The following is a 16,623-nucleotide window of genomic DNA, read 5'->3' on the forward strand; positions in this document are numbered from 1 at the left end:
TCTTAATTCGTGCTGCCAAATTAAACCCAATTGCTAATAGTTAAGCGATGGCGTTTTGCTTTCGAAATTCACTTGGTGTTACCCCAGTTTGTTGTTTGAATGCTTTGTAAAAAGAAGAACGCGCGTTAAACCCCGCAGCCAAGGCAATTTCAAGCACCGAACTTTGGTTTGCAATAATGTGTGGTTTGGCAGCCTCAATGCGACATTGGTTTACATAATCAAAAAAATTAAGCCCTAATGTTTCATTCAATGTTTGTGAAATGTAATTGGGGGAAATAGCAGTATGCTTGGCTAGCTTTTGTAAAGATAAGCTTGAGTCTAAGTAAAGCTGCTCATTTTCCATTACCGCATTTATTTTTTCGGCAATACGTGCTGATTGCGCTTGGCTAAGTGCAGAGCGCTGGTATTTTTGCTGCCAGTTAATACCATTATGTTGTTTTTGGCTTTGTTGGTCTTTGATTTCTGTTTTGGCATCGCCTAACAAAAACGCGTTTTCACCTATCAGCGCGGGTTTTTGTTGTAAGCCAAAGTGCGCCAAACTCCAAAGTAAAAGGAGCGATAACAACACTTCAACTCTGGCATTAAACAGCACATTATTAAATAAGCTTGATGCAAATAATGTGGTGAGAGAAACAAGCCAAACGCACAGTGCGCTAAAGAGCAGCCAATTTACCCATTTTAACTCTTTGTTTTCATTATTAGAAAAAACATTTTTTAACTCTTTTCGATAATCGCTCAAACGGCGAATAATACGATACAAGGTATAAACGCACTGCAATAGCCAAAGCACCATCATAATCAACATGGTGGTAAACAATGTGCCAACAAGCGGGTGATTTGCAGTTACATCGTCAATAAAAATAGCGTGGTGAACATCGCTTGGCAGCATTAATATCATCACTGAAACCACCAGTGCGGGAATAACTAACACACCGTGCACAGCATGTTTTTTAGTGAATTTCCACGGGGTATTGGAGGTGATCCCCTCAATGTAAAACCAAAGTGATGGGCAAAGTACAAACAGGGTGGGAAATACCAATGCGGTATAAATCAAATACGCACTTTCAAACAGGGTTGCCACAATAGAATTCATAGCAAGTAATCCGCATGCTAATAAAAATACTGCTAAAGGCATAAACGTGGCGTTAGCGTGACAGCGAGAAACTAATAGTGGCACGCTTAAGCTAATTTGCCCCACCATTATGATAGTGAGCACTAGTACTATTGGGTCGGTCACTGCTTACTTCCTTTTATTGAAAAATATCCATTTTTACAGCAAAAAAGTGTCCGCGCTTTTAGTCTCGGACGACTTAACCCTTTATAAATTATATTGTTTATTTCAGTCAAGCGAGGGGCAACGCAACAAGAACAACACGCTCACATAAAAATGGGCGCAATAAATTAATAATGGAGTAAGCATGAGTCAAACTAACCAGATGCCAAGTGATTTGGTAAACGACACCATAAATGTAAAGCTTAAATTAGCAGCACTTTGGGCTGCTGTGATGTTTTGTTATGTTTATGGTGATTACATCGAGGTGTATGTGCCCGGGGTTATGTCTAACGCGATGGCGGTAAGTGCCAATAGTGAAGGGCTACAAGCAAAATTTTTTGCAGTAGCGTTTTTAATGTCTATTCCAAGTTTGATGGTATTTTTATCGTTAGTCTTAAAACCCACTGTTAACCGCTGGTTAAATATTATTATTCCCGCATTATTTGTGCTTTTGTTAATAGGGCTAAACCTAGAAACTACGTGGATTTTTTACCTTTATTTAACAGCGTTAGAAATTATATTGTCGCTTGCCACCATTTGGTTTGCATGGCGATGGCCTAAAAATGACGCGTCTTGATCTGCTTTAAATTGATTGCTGTGGCGCCAATTAACTTGTTTTTCATAATCGTTTTGGCGCTATTTGCTACACAAAAAAGCATCCGTTTTATAGATAACCCATCCTAATGGCGAGAAATAATCACGAAATTTATTTAACTTTTGCGATATTTTTATGAAATAAATGCTAATATTGCTTTTTGTGTATTAATCGTTTGGTAACGCAGTTGTTAACTGTTTGATTTACCAAGATTACATATTAATTCGATATTGCAAAGTAATGATGTGGTTAAAATACAACCCCTTGTTGTTGCGCAAAATTGAAGCGAAACGATTATAAATTACCGATTAACTGTCATGCTAATCCATTACTAGCAATTACTCGGTATGAGCAAAAAGGCGCTACTTAATGACAACATCCAATTCTTTCTTGCGTTTTAGCAAGTTAAATTCAATCACCTTTTCTTTGATTGCAGCTTCAAGCTTTGCCACTGTGGCGAATGAAGCAAACGAAACGCAAACAGCTAAAAAAGATATCGAAGCGATTACGGTAACAGCTACCAAGCGCTCGCAGGTTATTTATGAAGTGCCTATCGCGATGAGTGCGTTTAGTGGCGATAAACTAGCTGAACAAGGTATTTCTGAAATTACTGATGTAGGTAAATTTGTTCCTAACCTAAATATCACTGGTTTTTCAGCAGGTCATAACTCATCGGCTAACCCGTTTATTCGCGGTATTGGTTTGCAAGATCACCTGATCACAACGGATCCTGGTGTAAGTGTTTATGTAGATGGTGTTTATTTAGGTCGCCAAGTAGGTCAAAACTGGAACCTAGCAAACATTGAGCGTATTGAGGTATTACGCGGTCCGCAGGGTACGCTTTATGGCCGTAACTCAATTGGCGGTGCGATTAATATCATTACCAAACAAGCAAACAGCGAGTCGGTTACTAAACTTTCGGCTGAAGTGGGCACGCGCGAACGTGTTAAAGGTGATGTATTTATTAACCGTGGTCTTACTGACAACTTAGCTTTTAACTTTAACGCAGGCTACAACCAACGCGGTGGCTTAGGTGAGTTTATTAATTTACCAGAAGCAAAATACGATGTAGGTGAAAACCGCGAGTTCCACGGACGTGTATCGGTTAAGTACGATGCAACCGATGATTTAAGCTTTGTGGTAACAGCTGATGCAAATGATGCAGAAGGCGGCCTTCGCCCGTACACGACATTAATTGATGAAATGCCAAATGGCGCATATTACACAGGCATGCGTTTTGGCAGCCCAACACCAACGGGTCCATTACGTAACTCTGATGTAGCAGCAGACCCATACGACAACGCAACAGGCTCGATTGAAGTAACAGAAGTAACCAACAAAGCAAACGGCGTGTCGCTTACCACTAATTACGACATTTCAAACGACCTTGGTGCGAAATTTATTTTAAGCAAACGCTCGTCTGAATATAAAGCGGGCCTTGATGATGACAGTACAATTTATGCACTTGATCATTACCCAGAGCGCGGTGAAGCTGACCAAACATCTGTTGAGCTACAGCTAAATGGTTATTTAGGTCAGTTTGATTTTGTATCGGGCCTATATTGGTTTGAAGAAGAAGGTAGCAACCGTCAAGGTGCTGATTCACGCTTCAATGGCGGTGCAAACTTACTTGAGCTAGACCAAACAACAACAAGTAAAGCGGTATTTGTGAATGTTGGCTACGACATGACAGACGATTTACGTGTATCGGGCGGTTTGCGCTATACCCAAGATGAAAAAGAAGCAACGGCAAACGTAGGTATTGGTCCAACGTATGCGGAAGATGATTGGAGCCAAGTAAGCTACGATTTATCGGCTAATTACACCCTTGAAAATGGCTTAAATGTGTACGGTAGCATTCAAAGTGGTTACCAAGGTGGTCAGTTCCCAGCACGTCCTTACTGTTTATTCGGTGATGCAAGCTGTTTTGTTGCGACTGACAATATTACTGCGGTTAACTACGAAGTGGGTTTAAAAGGTCAAGTTACAAGCAACTTTAGCATGAGTGTTGCGTTATTTAACACTAACTACGACGACTTACCTTACCAAGTTAGCACGACATCAGAAGGTGGTTTTGATACGCGTAACTTAGTGGTTTCACAAACGTCACGCGGTATCGAGTGGGAAGGTACCGCTTATATCACTGATAACTTTAGCGTACACACTAGCTTAGGTTATATGGATGTTGATGTTGATGAACAAGACCGTGTGAAACCTGTTGCACCACTTACACCTGATTTAACGGCGTCAATTAGCCCAAGCTATGAGTTTGCGCTGTCTGATGGGTCAATTATCAATACACGTATTGATTACTCTTACCGCAGCGACATGTATGGTGAGCCGAGCTCAGATCCAAATCGTTTAACTGAAGTTGAAGCGCGCAGCCTAGTTAACTTTACCGTGGGTTACTCTCCGGCAAATGCAAACTGGCGCGTTGACCTATATGGTCGTAACATCTTTGACGAACGTTACGATGATGCGCGTTTAAATACTGGCGATTACGTATTAGTAATTAAGAGTAATGACGCAAGCGAATTTGGTGTACGTTACTCAATGACATTCTAATTATTACGTGATTAACCTTTTGGTTAGAAATATTGGTTGTGCTTACGCTGTAACGCAAACTCGGTAACGGCGCATTGCGAAAAGTACTTCTAACCCAAACCTGAGGTTACGTAAAATGTAAAAATAAAAGGCGCTTAGGCGCCTTTTTTGTGTTGATACATCAATAAATACACTTAACCACATCATTTAGCTACGCTGTTTAGAGCAGCCGCTTTCGCTTTTATTACAAGCAAAAACAACAGGCATGGATCAATCAAAATTAACAAGACCTACAGTTACGTACTTTTTGTGATTTGAATAATGCGTGAGTGAATATAAGGGGTTATAAACTAAAGTTCATGTTTACTTGCTTGAATACATAAACACGCATATGAAATGATTATTTAGCTTATTTACATTTTGTTTACATTTGGGTGTTAATTGATTTGCAAAAAATGGGCGCTGCATATCGCAATATAAATGTGGTTTTCAACTTGATCAGCAATGTAAGGCAAAATCGGGGTTTTTAGTTAACCTTACTGCATCGTAAATTTATAAAGCAAAAGGTATTGTTTTTTAAGTTTTTTCACTCATTCTTTTTTATTATTTTAGTTTCTCGGTTACAAACTTTTACAAAGCATAAACTATTTAGAAATAATTACCATTTAGATTTTTGTATCTAATATTTGTGATTAGTAATCTTATTTAAGTATAAATAATTCATCATGCAACACCCTTTTATCGGTACAAATGTTAATAAAATGAAAATGAAGCTTTGATGTGTTTATTTTTTGAGCTAGGTTTTTTAGCAGTACTTAACCCCAAAGCAACAAGGAAACGTCATGTTTAAATATTCAAAAACAATGTTACTCATCGCAACGGTGTGTTCTGCTAATTTTGCCCATGCAAATAGCGATAAGTTGATTCAAGTAAATGCCAGTAAACAAGTACCAAACAAGTATGTTGTAGTATTTAACTCAGTACCAAAAAGTCTAGCGAGTGGCAGTATCGCTGAACAAGCTAAAGAAAATGTCGACAAAATTCGTGGTAAATATGGCGTTAATGCCAATAAATTGTTTGGTAATACCCTAAACGGCGCACAGTATACGCTGTCGAAAGGTCAGCTAAAACAGCTATTAAAAGAAGATCTCGTTCAATTTATCGAACCTGAGCAAATCATCTCGGTTGACCCAATCGTATCTAGCAATGCAAACCAATCAAATGCGATTTGGGGTTTAGATCGCATTGACCAGCGTGATTTACCATTGGATAGCAATTATTCATACAACTTTGATGGTTCTGGTGTGACTGCTTACGTAATTGATACTGGTGTTCGTAATACTCATAACGAATTTGGTAACCGTGCAAGCAGTGGTTGGGACTTTGTAGATAATGACTCGGATGCATCTGATTGTAATGGTCATGGTACGCACGTAGCTGGCACCATCGGTGGTCAAAACTATGGTGTTGCGAAGAACGTTAACATTGTGGGTGTTCGCGTATTAGGCTGTAACGGCTCAGGTAGTACGTCGGGCGTTATTGATGGTATTAACTGGGTGAAAAACAACGCTAGCGGCCCGTCGGTTGCGAATATGAGTTTAGGTGGCGGGGCATCATCGGCAATTGACCAAGCGGTTGAGGCGGCAGTGGCTTCGGGCGTAAGCTTTGTGGTTGCAGCGGGTAATGATAACAGCAATGCCTGTAACTATTCGCCTGCACGTGCAACAACGGCGATTACTGTTGGCTCGACGACGTCAAGTGATAGTCGTTCAAGTTTCTCAAACTATGGCACATGCTTAGATATTTATGCGCCGGGTTCGAGTATCAAATCAGCGTGGTATAACTCAGACTCATCTGAAAATACTATCAGTGGTACATCAATGGCATCGCCACATGTTGCGGGTGTGGTGGCACTTTACCTTGATGAAGACAATAGCTTAACGCCAGCGCAAATCGACAGTAAACTCTCAGCTGGTGCTAGCAAAAACAAAGTATCGGATGCTAAATCGGGTTCACCTAACGAGTTGTTATATGCGCTTGAAGGCACAGTTGACCCAGAGCCGCCGGTTGTAACAGAATTGATTAAAGATCAAGCCGTATCGGCTGCAGGTGCTGCGGGCAGTGAAACCAGTTATTTTGTTGACGTGCCAGCGGGACAATCGAGTTTATCTATTTCACTTTCGGGTGGTCAGGGCGATGCAGATCTCTATGTGAAACAAGGCTCAGCTGCCACCACAGGTAACTATGATTGTCGTCCATATAAAAACGGCAATAACGAAAGCTGTGAGTTTAATACCCCGGCGGCCGGCAAATATTACGTGATGCTTCAAGGTTACTCTGCATATTCAGGCGCAAGTCTAGTCGCAACGTACAGTGCTGATGGTGGTTGTACGGATTGTCTAGATAACGGCGTACCGATGGCAAACTTGTCGGGCGATGCTAACAGTCAAGTATTCTTCAAAATTGACGTACCAGCAAACCAAACACTTACGGTAACCACAGCAGATGGTAGCGGCGACGTAGATCTGTACGTGAAAAAAGGTGCTCAACCGACGACAACTGATTATGAATGTCGTCCTTATCGCTGGGGCAATAATGAGTCATGTAGTCTAAGCAGTGGTGCAACGGGTGGAACCTACCACATCTTACTTAACGCTTATTCTGCGTACGCAGGTGTTACGCTAACAGCAAGTTATTAAACATTAAGTTCTCTGAAGTTAAGCCAGCGTATTCGCTGGCTTTTTTATGAGCTGACGTTTTAGATGAAGACACTGTAACTGGTTTGTGTTTATCGGAGTATATGAAATAAATAGTTGTTTATATTGTAATTAGCCTTATATCTTGCCAGTATAATTCTCTTCACATTAACACGTTACTGTATGGATGCAGATGCCACCGCTTATTAAAAACGCAAAAGCGCCAACACTCGGCTGGGTGATTATCATTATGTTGCTCTTTCTCATTCCCACTATTTTATATATTGAAAGCGGCGTTATTCCTGCGGGGCGAAGCGGTGAGGCAATTTTACGAGAAGAGTCTCCGGTATCATTTTGGTTCCATATAATTGGTGCGAATACGATTTGGCTATTTATGCTTTATCTTTATATAAAAGCACGTAAAAAATCGTAGATTTAAATCATCTCAGCTTGCCTATAAAGGCGATTAGGGTTACCGTTTTGTACCTATTTTGGTTTTTATGGTTCAGGCGTGCTAGCTTGATAAAAATGTGAACACTTCTTTAAAACTGATAGTGTGTATATTGACTGCCATGTGCTTGTTGGCTATGCCATGCCAAGCAAAAATGGTGAGCATTGCTATCGGCGAATATCCGCCTTATTCAACCCGTGGCAAAGGTGAGTTTAATTTCGTACCTGCGGTTATTCGCGCCGCATTTCAAACACAAGGTTATCGCGTAAAATTTAGTTATTTCCCGTGGGGACGCAGTTTTGTAGAAGTGCAAAAAGGCCATTTCGATGTCGCTGCCTATTGGTTTTGTACCGAGGAAAAACAACAAGAATTTTATTGCAGTGAAGCACTTTACACCGAAACGACCTACCTTTTTTACAATACCAAAAATCCGCTGGTGGATTGGCAAAACATTGATGATTTGGCAGGCAAATTGATTGGCGTTACAACTGGCTATAGCTATACCAAAGAATTATTAGCCGCGGGAAATGAATCAAAGCTCACACTCGATTGGCTGAATACCGATAAACAAAATTTAGCGCGATTAATAAAAGGTCGGATTGATGCTTTTCCAATGTCGCTTATTCCCGCTAACTACATGTTGAAAAAAGAGTTTTCTAAACGTCAACGTAAGCGACTGGCCTATCGCAAAAAACCGCTGCGCAGCGACACCACCCATTTACTGTTTAAAAAAGATCGCGAAGCGTCATCCGAGTATCTAAACGCATTTAATAAAGGCTTGGCTGAAATAAAACGAAATGGGGTCTTTGATAAGTTAGTCAGTCAATTGCCGTCAAACAGCAAACAATCAACTGACAAACAGGGTATGAATTAAACACTATTTATCGCTGTTTGTTATTCAAGCGCGCAGTGCGCCCTTAAATAACAAAGCATCACAGTTTAGTTCGTTGCAACGAGAGTTGTTGGCTTGGTAGATGGCATATAATCTTGCCACCATGCATGTGTATTTGCCGCTTGTCCGAGCTGCTGAATTTCACCCACTATTGGCGTGTTTAAACTAACAGCATGCTGTGTTGCTTGGGTTAAGATCCGCTCTAGTGGTTCGTACCATGCGTGAAACGCTAAGTCGAATGTGCCATTATGGATTGGCGTCATTACCTTGCCGTTTAAATCAAGGTGTGCTTGCAGACTTTGCTCTGGTGTCATGTGCACATCTGGCCAATCTTTATCGTAGGCACCGGTTTCAATAAAGGTCATATCAAATGGGCCATAGCGCTCGCCAATGTCTTTAAAGCCAGAGAAATAACCAGAGTCACCGCTAAAATATAAGGTTTTAGCGTTAGCAGAAATTACCCAAGAACCCCATAAGCTTTTGTTGCCATCATTCAGTGCTCTGCCTGAAAAATGCTTTGTGGGCGTAAAGGCAATAAAACCGTGTGTCGTTGCTAACTCTTGCCACCAATCAAACTCTTTTACTTTTGTTGGGTTGATCCCCCATTTTGCTAAATCACCCGCAACACCCATCGGCACTAAAAATTGTTTAGTTTTATCTGCAAGCAGTTTCACACTGTGTTTATCGAGATGATCGTAATGATTATGGGAAATTAGTACTTTATCGATAGGAGGAAGCGCTTCTATCGAAATTGGTGTTGGGTGAAAACGCTTTGGCCCCATAAATTTAAAGGGTGATGCGCGCTCTGCAAATACAGGGTCGAGTAGCCAAAATTCACCATATACTTTAAGCAAAATAGATGAGTGACCAAGTTTTACAATATGGATCTCGTTATCGTCCAGCAATTCAAGCTGTTCGCGCGAAACGGTGTTCATCGGTAGTGACTGTTCTGGTATTGCATTGAGCTTTTTCTCCGTAAAGTAACGGACAAAAATACCGGCAACTTTGCGTAAACTATTAGGCGCCATGGTGTCGGCGTTATAGAACTTACCATTTTTGTATAGGCTTTGATTGGGCGCTTTTTTCGTGCCCTCAGTTGCTAAGTTATTGTTCACAGTGCAGGCTCCAATAAATAAAATAATGAGTAAAAGGCTTAACCACTTAATCGTTTTCATCGAGTTTCTCTAAAAATGTAAACTACACGGTGTAGTTTTTCATTAAATGATAAAAAAGTAAACTGTGTAGTGCAGTATTTTTTAATTAAGTTTAAAATGAGCGAGACTGTTAATGAGAAAACTATGAAATTATCTGAGCAAAAACGCGTTCATATTCTGGATGCTGCAGAGCAGCTGTTTTTTGAAAATGGGGTAGCGAATACCAGTATGGATGAAGTGGCTAAAACGGCTGCGGTATCTAAACGTACTGTGTACAACCATTTTGAAACAAAAGATGCGCTTTTTTACGCCATTATTGAACGCATGATGGGGCAACTTAATAATATTAAAACAGTTATATTTGATGAAAATAAGTCGCTCAAAGAACAGCTTTTAACTATCGCAGAGCATGAAGTTTCGCTGTTTCGTTCCGACAATTTTTTACGTGTTGCTAAAATCGCTTTTTTGCAAATGTTGCAAGTGCCCGAATTTGCTAAGCAACTGAGCGCCAATTCAATTGGCTGTATGACGTATTTAGAGCAGTTTTTAACTGATGCAGTGTCAGCACATAAAATGCAGGTTGATGACAAAGAACTCGCGGCGAAGCAGTTTGTTTATCAGCTGAAATCTCATATCTTTTATCCACGCTTATACGGTTTCGATGTGCCCAGTGAAAAACAAGAAGCCTATTTAATTGAACAAACGGTTGAACTGTTTTTAGCGCGTTATGGTTCTTCCTAGACAATATTTATGCGATTTTTTAGCTAAATAAACCTTTTATTAATGCTGATATCAAAAAAAGATAAATAGACGCTAATCCAATTTCAATTCTGTTGCATATAATCGTTAAAAGTTAATTAAGAGAAGTAATACGTGTCATTAGGTCGCCCTCGCAAGGAAAAAGCACATCCGCAACAGCAGCAATATTTAAAAGCGGTGATCGCCGCGCTGCAAGCTGAGCCCGAGAAACTCAATATCATTAAGCAGAATATTGCGCATTATCAAAGCCAAGCATATTTAAAACGTGGTTTTTTGTGCGCACTGGAGCGAATGGAATGGCTTTTTGAAGCAAACCTAACCATTGATGAGTTTTGCCAACAAATAATGGCAGATGATTACATTGGTCACCGCATAAGACGTTACCCATTAATCTTTAAAGGGGTATTAGATAAGGCGTAAATACGAATGGTATTTGGGTATCAAGGTTATCCCCAGAAATGGTGTGTAAGTCTGTTTAAAAGTGCTACTTTCTAAATGTAATCAAGGTACTAAGGAACGTCATACTTTTGTCACAAAGCATAACGTTGCCTCATTATAAATTATGGTTGTTCTAAATTTGGCCGTTTACATATTGCCAAGTTTTACCATCATGGCGGTATACATTTTTAAGTTTAGCGCCATTTGCTCTGGTGTTAAATACTCGTGCTCAGAATGACCTGTGTATTTTTTGCCAGGCATAGATGGACCAAACGACACAGCGTTATCAAATAGCTTAGCATTAGTGCCTCCACCAATCGAAACAAAGCTTGCATCTTCATCGCCAGTAAAATGCTTAAAGATGTCTAAAAGCGCTTCAGCGTGCGGTGCATCATCAAGCAGCATTGGCGTGCCAATATGAATTTCCACATTGTTTAACGTCACATTGTTGTTAGCTTGCCAATTGTTAAGCGTGGTATCAATTTGTGATTTTAATAGTGCCTCTGTTTTGCCAACTGGGCGACGTAAATTAACCGATAATTTAAGACCCTCTTCGTTGCGTTTTAGCAGTGTTGGCGCGACAGTCATTGGCCCCATAAAATCGTGACGGTAGGCAATATCACCAAATTTCGCGCCGTATAAATCAAGGCCGATAAGTTGATTAATAAATTCGATGGCCTGACCATCGCTGTTATTCTCTAGATCAATACCTTTGAACACTTCTGCCAAGTGAGCAATGGCATTGTGTCCTGCTTCTGGCTCAGATGAGTGCGCTGATTCCCCTTTAACACTAACAAGCACGCTATCGCCTTTTGTCGTAAGTGTTACTTGCACATCTTTCAGTGCATTTATGTTTTGCTTAAGTATGTTAAGCGCTTGCGCATCCGCATTATGCAGTACCACACTGGCATCTTCAGGTATTTGGCTAACAAATGCACCGCCTTTTAATTCGCTAACATAAACACCGGTTTGTGGTGATGAACCTGTAAATGTCGGGGCAATTAAGCTCCAGCCTTTTTCGGCAACAACCACAGGGTAAGATGCATCAATAGTTATTGCATACTTTGGCTGCTGGTAGGTTTTCATAAAGCGCTTTAGTGGTTCCCAGTCTGATTCTTCAGCAAGGTACACCATAAGTTCAATACGATTGTTTAGCGTAATATTTTTATCTTTTAGCGCTTTCATGGCATAAAGTGCTGTTGAAATTGCGCCTTTGTCGTCTTCGGTACCTCGGCCAATTAATTTACCTGGCTCTGAGGTGCTATCAAGTACAAATGGGCTTTGCTGCCATTTTGTTGGGTCTGCCGGTTGCACATCGCCATGGGTCACTATGGTTACTTTGTCTTGTTGCTCACCCATGCCAATTAATACGGTGTGCCCAAAATCTTGATAATCAAAACCAAGCTCCGCCGCTTTAATTTTTAATAGCGATTTAAAGCCAATAAAGTCCGGATTTTGCGGTGTATCGATGTCTTTCTTATTAACGGTTGGAAACGACACCATATTGGCTAACGTATGTATTTGCGCATTTTGGTATTCTGCTACGGCGTATTTTGCCAACTCATCGGTTGATGGGCTAACAGATGCAAACGCATGGCTTGCCAGTAACGCGGCGCATGGAAGAAGAGCGAATTTCAAGGGAGCACTCCAAGGTAATTAAAGGTGAAATAAGTCCCAAGTGTAACACCACTGAACACTAAAAAAAGGGTTTTACGGTCAGCTCGATTTATGTTTTTGATGATTTATAAAACTGGTAAATATGCGCTGAAATAATTCGTCGATATCGGGTCGCTCTTGGGTGTGTTCAAACAAGCTGGTATGCACATCGGCTATTGCACGGTCATCTTGCTGATGATGTTCGTAACATAAATTTACAGGTGCAACTAAGGTTGGCATATTTGCATTTACTAAAATGCAGGCCTGCGCCAATACAATTTTACCACCGCCTTTTTTTAGTAATACACGCTGGGCTGTGCCGACGATTTTCTTACTTTTAATATTAAGATTGTAATCACCATCGCAATAGCTGCCGGGGGTGGTGTGGGTTTCAACCTTAATATTAAACTGCTCAAAAAAAGAAGATAAAATAGCGCAAAAGTCTTTGTATGCGTTTGGAATCGAGTAGGGAATATGTTCTTCTAACACATACATATAAGATACATTAATTACCCCTTCACATTGTGGCACAGGGGCGCCACCAGTTTTGCGGGCGTGTAGTTGCCAACCGGTTTTCTTTAGCTTTGATTCGAGCGCTTCAGTTTTTTGCCATTTATTACCTGACGGTAAAACCAAAGTTGGCTTATCGCTTTGCCAAAGTAACAGTGCTTGGTTTAAATTGCCGTTTTGCAGTTGGCTAATTAATTCATTTTCTTTTTCAAAAACTGCTTCAACTGAGATTTGCTTGAAACGAAGTACTTTGGCTTTTACTTTTGACATTGCTAATTAAAGATTAACTTTTTGCTTAGCATACCGCAGTTTGTAATTTTTGGCAGTGCCTCGTTATATCAACAAACAAAAAGTTTTAATAAGAATAATGTCTTAGCTTGATTTAACAATGCTAGCTGACATATATTTGCGTTGTAATTAGGTGACTATTGTTTTTTTATAAACAATGTTTAAACGGGAATCCAGTTAAAATCTGGAACTGCCCCCGCAACGGTAACTGTGAGCGACAACCACCACTGTCTGTTTATGATGGGAAGGTGCTGTCAAAGCGATGATCAGGAGTCCGGAGACCGGCCTAGTTCACTCGAGTACTGCGGTGGGCGGTGAGCAACGAGAATACAATCGCTTTTATATCAATTACAGTAATGTGTGGTCGCGAACATGGATCATCTAATTACCTGAATGATATTGTTATTCCTTGCTGTAACAAGCAAAGGCGTGTGCCTTGTATCTTGTCATTTCCCTTCGCATTAGTTCTAGTATGCGGAAACATTATAATGACAGATCGTTCAAGTTTATTTACCCCAATTAAAGTACAGCAATTCTCGTTGCTGATTTATGCGTTGTTAGCGCTATTGATGATAGCCACCCGCCCGTATCATTTTGCGTCTGCGCTCCATTTGCCAAGTGCCAGTACAGCAATTTTCTTTATTTTAGGTTTGCTGGCATCTAAGCACCGTACTTTTGCCGTATTTGTGGTACTAAGTGTGTCGATTGATTTAACCAGCAGCTATTATCGCGGTGATTTTGGCGATTGTATTACGCGTTCATACCCATTTTTATTTGTTGGCTACTATGTGCTGTGGTGGGCGGGTCATAAAAGTTTGCAACTAAAGCTTGATGAAACAAAGTTTGCGGTTGCAGCAAAAACGGCAATGGCACTGGTTAACTTATGGCTTGCAAGCTCAATTGCATTTTTAACCTCAAACGCGAGCTATTATTGGCTATCAGGTAAATTTAGCGATATGTCGTTAAGTACTTACTCAGAGCGTGTAGCACAGTATTACGCGCCATATGTTACTAGCCCGTTTGGCTACGTGGCGATTGCGTTGGCATTGTACCTTGCCTGTTATTACTTAAAACCACACACCAGCATTTTAAAAACAACCCATCATGGCCGTTAATTCTCCGGTATTTTGCACTGCACTTGTAATTAGTGCGCCAAATTCGGGGGCGGGCAAAACCACAGTAACCGCCGCTATGGCACGCTATTTTACCAATATGGGCAAAACGGTTCAGGTATTTAAAACTGGGCCCGATTTTATTGATCCCATGATTTTAGAAGCGGCATCAAACCGTCCTGTATATCAATTGGATCTGTGGATGGTGGGTGAAAGTGAATGTCAGCGCATGCTTTACCAAGCAGCTATCGTTGCAGATCTTATTTTGATTGAAGGCGTAATGGGGCTGTTTGATGGCACACCAAATACTGCCGATTTAAGCGACCTATTTGGTATTCCGATTTTGGCGGTGATTGATGGCTCAGCCATGGCACAAAGTTTTGGTGCCTTGGTTCATGGCTTAGTAAATTACCAACCAAGCCTTAATTTTTACGGTGTGATAGCCAATAAGATCGCAGGTAAAGGACATGGCGAAATGGTTTTGCAATCCATAAACGAAAAGGCATTAACGCAAGACTATTTTTTACGAAATTCCCATATTAGTTTGCCTGAGCGCCACCTTGGTATTATGCAAGCAGGTGAGTTACAAAATATCGACGTGTATTTAGAACAAGCCGCACAGCAATTTGCTAACTCACACTTTAATCAACTACCCAAAGATGTGGTGTTTTGGCCCTCAAAAGAGGGAGATGATGCAAAGCAATACGCAGATTTTAAACGTGCTAAACCACTTAAAGGGCAACGTATTTTGGTTGCCAAAGACAATGCATTTTCGTTTTTGTATCGTGCCAATTTGGCTATGTTGGCAGATTTTGGCGCAGAGCTAAGCTACATTTCGCCATTACAGGATAAAACCTTGCCAGAGGGAGGTGCGCTCTATATTCCAGGTGGGTACCCTGAGCTTTATGCGCAGCAATTAAGCCAAAATAATGCGTTTAAACAAGCCGTAAAACAGTTTGCTAAAAGCAATAAACCGGTCTTAGCGGAGTGTGGCGGTATGCTCTACTTATTGGATGAATTAATAAGTGAAAACACACACTTCACTATGTGTGGCGTGTTAAACGGCAAAGACACAATGAATAAAACTCTCTCTAGCATTGGTCAACAATATGTCGATTTAAGTGCTGTTTATCCAAATATTGCTGCACCTTGTGAAGTGCGAGGGCACAGCTTTCATTATTCTAGCGCCGAAATTAACCTTACCGCTTTAGCGTATTCACAGTTTTACCCGCGTCACACGCAAGCTGAGGCAATTTATGCATGTGACAAAATACTCGCATCTTATATGCATTGGTATTTTCCTAGCAATATGGCGTTTTTTGTTACGTTTTTTAATGGAGAAGTAACACGGGATGAGTAATTTCAAAACAGCAAAATGGCCTGAGCGCATAATTTGTTTAACGGAAGAAACCACAGAAGCACTTTATTTAATGGGCGAGCAACACCGTATTGTTGGCATCTCTGCTTATACTGTGCGCCCCGAAAGAGCCAAACGTGAAAAGCCTAAAGTCTCGGCGTTTGTTAGCGCTCGCATTGATAAAATTATGTCGTTAGAGCCCGATCTAGTATTGGCGTTTTCTGATCTTCAAGCTGATATTGTGCGTGATTTAATAAAGCAAGGCGTCAATGTGCACTGTTTTAATCACCGCAGTATTCAAGAGGTGTTGCAAATGATCCGAACGCTGTCGGCATTGATTGGCGAGCCACAAAAAGGCGAAAAACTAGTTAACCAATTGGTGGATAATCTAAACACGATTAAAGCAAGTGCAGCTCAGCTTACAGTAAAACCTAAGGTGTATTTTGAAGAGTGGTTTGATCCACTTATTACTGGCATTACTTGGGTCAGTGAATTGGTAGAAATCGCCGGTGGCATTGATTGTTACAATGAATTTGCCAGTGAAAGCCTTGCCAAAAATCGCATTATTAAAGACCCATGCGACGTAATCGAAAAAGCGCCAGATATTATTTTTGCAGCCTGGTGTGGTCGCCCTTTTGTGCCTGAGAAAATGTTATCGCGCGACGGCTGGCAAACCATTCCAGCAGTGATAAACAAGCATGTTTATGAAATTAATTCGAGCGATATTCTACAGCCAGGTCCGGCCGCGTTAACGGATGGCATAAATCAAATTCATCGTATTATTAAAAACTGGAGCACACAGCACTCAACTTAATTTTTAGTATCTGGCATGTATTTAGCAACTTAGCTTTGTATTCACGTTTTTTCGGTTTTAAACACGAAAAACGCCTAATAAAAG

Annotated in this window: 14 protein-coding genes and 1 riboswitch; of the genes, 10 read left to right on the forward strand and 4 right to left on the reverse strand. The window is 40.7% G+C overall.

The features are described 5' to 3' along the window. Positions 1–40 precede the first annotated feature (40 nt). A complete protein-coding gene (locus PSPO_RS15960) occupies positions 41–1,237 on the reverse strand; it encodes a helix-turn-helix domain-containing protein (RefSeq protein ID WP_010559562.1) in 1,197 nt (398 codons plus the stop codon). Between the two features lie 181 nt (positions 1,238–1,418). Between PSPO_RS15960 and PSPO_RS15965 the strand changes: the two genes are divergently transcribed. From PSPO_RS15965 to PSPO_RS15985, 5 genes are all read left to right on the forward strand, one after another. Next, positions 1,419–1,850: a DUF6326 family protein gene (locus tag PSPO_RS15965; RefSeq protein ID WP_010559561.1), complete on the forward strand. Its 432-nt coding sequence runs from the start codon at positions 1,419–1,421 to the stop codon at positions 1,848–1,850. A 387-nt stretch (positions 1,851–2,237) separates the two neighbouring features. Then, the gene (locus PSPO_RS15970; protein WP_010559560.1) at positions 2,238–4,433 is read left to right on the forward strand and encodes a TonB-dependent receptor; all 2,196 of its coding nucleotides are present in this window, start codon (positions 2,238–2,240) and stop codon (positions 4,431–4,433) included. An 821-nt stretch (positions 4,434–5,254) separates the two neighbouring features. Continuing rightward, on the forward strand, positions 5,255–7,111 hold the full coding sequence (locus PSPO_RS15975) for a S8 family peptidase (RefSeq protein WP_010559559.1): 1,857 nt from the start codon (positions 5,255–5,257) through the stop codon (positions 7,109–7,111). Positions 7,112–7,301: 190 nt separating this feature from the next. Further along, positions 7,302–7,541, forward strand: coding sequence for a hypothetical protein (locus PSPO_RS15980; protein WP_010559558.1), 240 nt, complete (start codon positions 7,302–7,304; stop codon positions 7,539–7,541). A gap of 97 nt (positions 7,542–7,638) precedes the next feature. Beyond that, positions 7,639–8,433: a substrate-binding periplasmic protein gene (locus tag PSPO_RS15985; RefSeq protein WP_148665277.1), complete on the forward strand. Its 795-nt coding sequence runs from the start codon at positions 7,639–7,641 to the stop codon at positions 8,431–8,433. A gap of 65 nt (positions 8,434–8,498) precedes the next feature. On the opposite strand, the gene PSPO_RS15990 is transcribed toward PSPO_RS15985, so the two are convergent. Beyond that, entirely contained in the window at positions 8,499–9,626 is a 1,128-nt protein-coding gene (locus tag PSPO_RS15990) for an MBL fold metallo-hydrolase (protein WP_010559556.1), read from the reverse strand. A 123-nt stretch (positions 9,627–9,749) separates the two neighbouring features. Between PSPO_RS15990 and PSPO_RS15995 the strand changes: the two genes are divergently transcribed. Both PSPO_RS15995 and PSPO_RS16000 read left to right on the forward strand, forming a co-directional pair. Next, the gene (locus PSPO_RS15995) at positions 9,750–10,346 is read left to right on the forward strand and encodes a TetR/AcrR family transcriptional regulator (RefSeq protein ID WP_010559555.1); all 597 of its coding nucleotides are present in this window, start codon (positions 9,750–9,752) and stop codon (positions 10,344–10,346) included. A 132-nt stretch (positions 10,347–10,478) separates the two neighbouring features. Beyond that, positions 10,479–10,784 carry a hypothetical protein gene (locus PSPO_RS16000; protein WP_010559554.1) on the forward strand — a complete coding sequence of 102 codons (306 nt, stop codon included), beginning with the start codon at positions 10,479–10,481 and terminating at the stop codon, positions 10,782–10,784. 165 nt (positions 10,785–10,949) lie between these two features. Here the strand turns inward: PSPO_RS16000 and PSPO_RS16005 are convergent, their stop codons facing one another. Then, a complete protein-coding gene (locus tag PSPO_RS16005; RefSeq protein WP_010559553.1) occupies positions 10,950–12,440 on the reverse strand; it encodes a dipeptidase in 1,491 nt (496 codons plus the stop codon). A gap of 78 nt (positions 12,441–12,518) precedes the next feature. After that, entirely contained in the window at positions 12,519–13,238 is a 720-nt protein-coding gene (locus PSPO_RS16010; RefSeq protein ID WP_010559552.1) for a lipoate--protein ligase family protein, read from the reverse strand. 132 nt (positions 13,239–13,370) lie between these two features. After that, positions 13,371–13,560, forward strand: a riboswitch (cobalamin riboswitch). Positions 13,561–13,744: 184 nt separating this feature from the next. Here PSPO_RS16010 and PSPO_RS16015 point away from each other — a divergent pair. Genes PSPO_RS16015 through PSPO_RS16025 form a run of 3 tightly spaced genes read left to right on the forward strand, consistent with a single transcriptional unit; the run spans position 13,745 to position 16,539 of the window. Next, positions 13,745–14,371 carry a hypothetical protein gene (locus PSPO_RS16015; RefSeq protein WP_010559551.1) on the forward strand — a complete coding sequence of 209 codons (627 nt, stop codon included), beginning with the start codon at positions 13,745–13,747 and terminating at the stop codon, positions 14,369–14,371. Beyond that, positions 14,361–15,728 (forward strand): cobyrinic acid a,c-diamide synthase CobB, encoded by a 1,368-nt coding sequence (locus PSPO_RS16020; protein ID WP_010559550.1) that lies wholly within the window; start codon positions 14,361–14,363, stop codon positions 15,726–15,728. The genes PSPO_RS16015 and PSPO_RS16020 overlap by 11 nt, the downstream gene beginning before the upstream one ends. Beyond that, complete coding sequence (locus PSPO_RS16025; RefSeq protein WP_010559549.1) at positions 15,721–16,539, forward strand: cobalamin-binding protein; 819 nt, start codon at positions 15,721–15,723, stop codon at positions 16,537–16,539. The genes PSPO_RS16020 and PSPO_RS16025 overlap by 8 nt, the downstream gene beginning before the upstream one ends. Positions 16,540–16,623 lie beyond the last annotated feature (84 nt).

Origin of the sequence: Pseudoalteromonas spongiae UST010723-006 (assembly GCF_000238255.3) — a bacterium.
Classification (GTDB): Bacteria; Pseudomonadota; Gammaproteobacteria; order Enterobacterales; family Alteromonadaceae; genus Pseudoalteromonas; species Pseudoalteromonas spongiae.

Bases quoted from the DNA above. Each gene is read 5' to 3' on its own strand.
- PSPO_RS15965 (WP_010559561.1), top strand. From the start codon at position 1,419: ATGAGTCAAACTAACCAGATGCCAAGTGATTTGGTAAACGACACCATA.
- PSPO_RS15970 (WP_010559560.1), top strand. From the start codon at position 2,238: ATGACAACATCCAATTCTTTCTTGCGTTTTAGCAAGTTAAATTCAATC.
- PSPO_RS15975 (WP_010559559.1), top strand. From the start codon at position 5,255: ATGTTTAAATATTCAAAAACAATGTTACTCATCGCAACGGTGTGTTCT.
- PSPO_RS15980 (WP_010559558.1), top strand. From the start codon at position 7,302: ATGCCACCGCTTATTAAAAACGCAAAAGCGCCAACACTCGGCTGGGTG.
- PSPO_RS15990 (WP_010559556.1), bottom strand. From the start codon at position 9,626: ATGAAAACGATTAAGTGGTTAAGCCTTTTACTCATTATTTTATTTATT.
- PSPO_RS15995 (WP_010559555.1), top strand. From the start codon at position 9,750: ATGAAATTATCTGAGCAAAAACGCGTTCATATTCTGGATGCTGCAGAG.
- PSPO_RS16010 (WP_010559552.1), bottom strand. From the start codon at position 13,238: ATGTCAAAAGTAAAAGCCAAAGTACTTCGTTTCAAGCAAATCTCAGTT.
- PSPO_RS16015 (WP_010559551.1), top strand. From the start codon at position 13,745: ATGACAGATCGTTCAAGTTTATTTACCCCAATTAAAGTACAGCAATTC.
- PSPO_RS16020 (WP_010559550.1), top strand. From the start codon at position 14,361: ATGGCCGTTAATTCTCCGGTATTTTGCACTGCACTTGTAATTAGTGCG.
- PSPO_RS16025 (WP_010559549.1), top strand. From the start codon at position 15,721: ATGAGTAATTTCAAAACAGCAAAATGGCCTGAGCGCATAATTTGTTTA.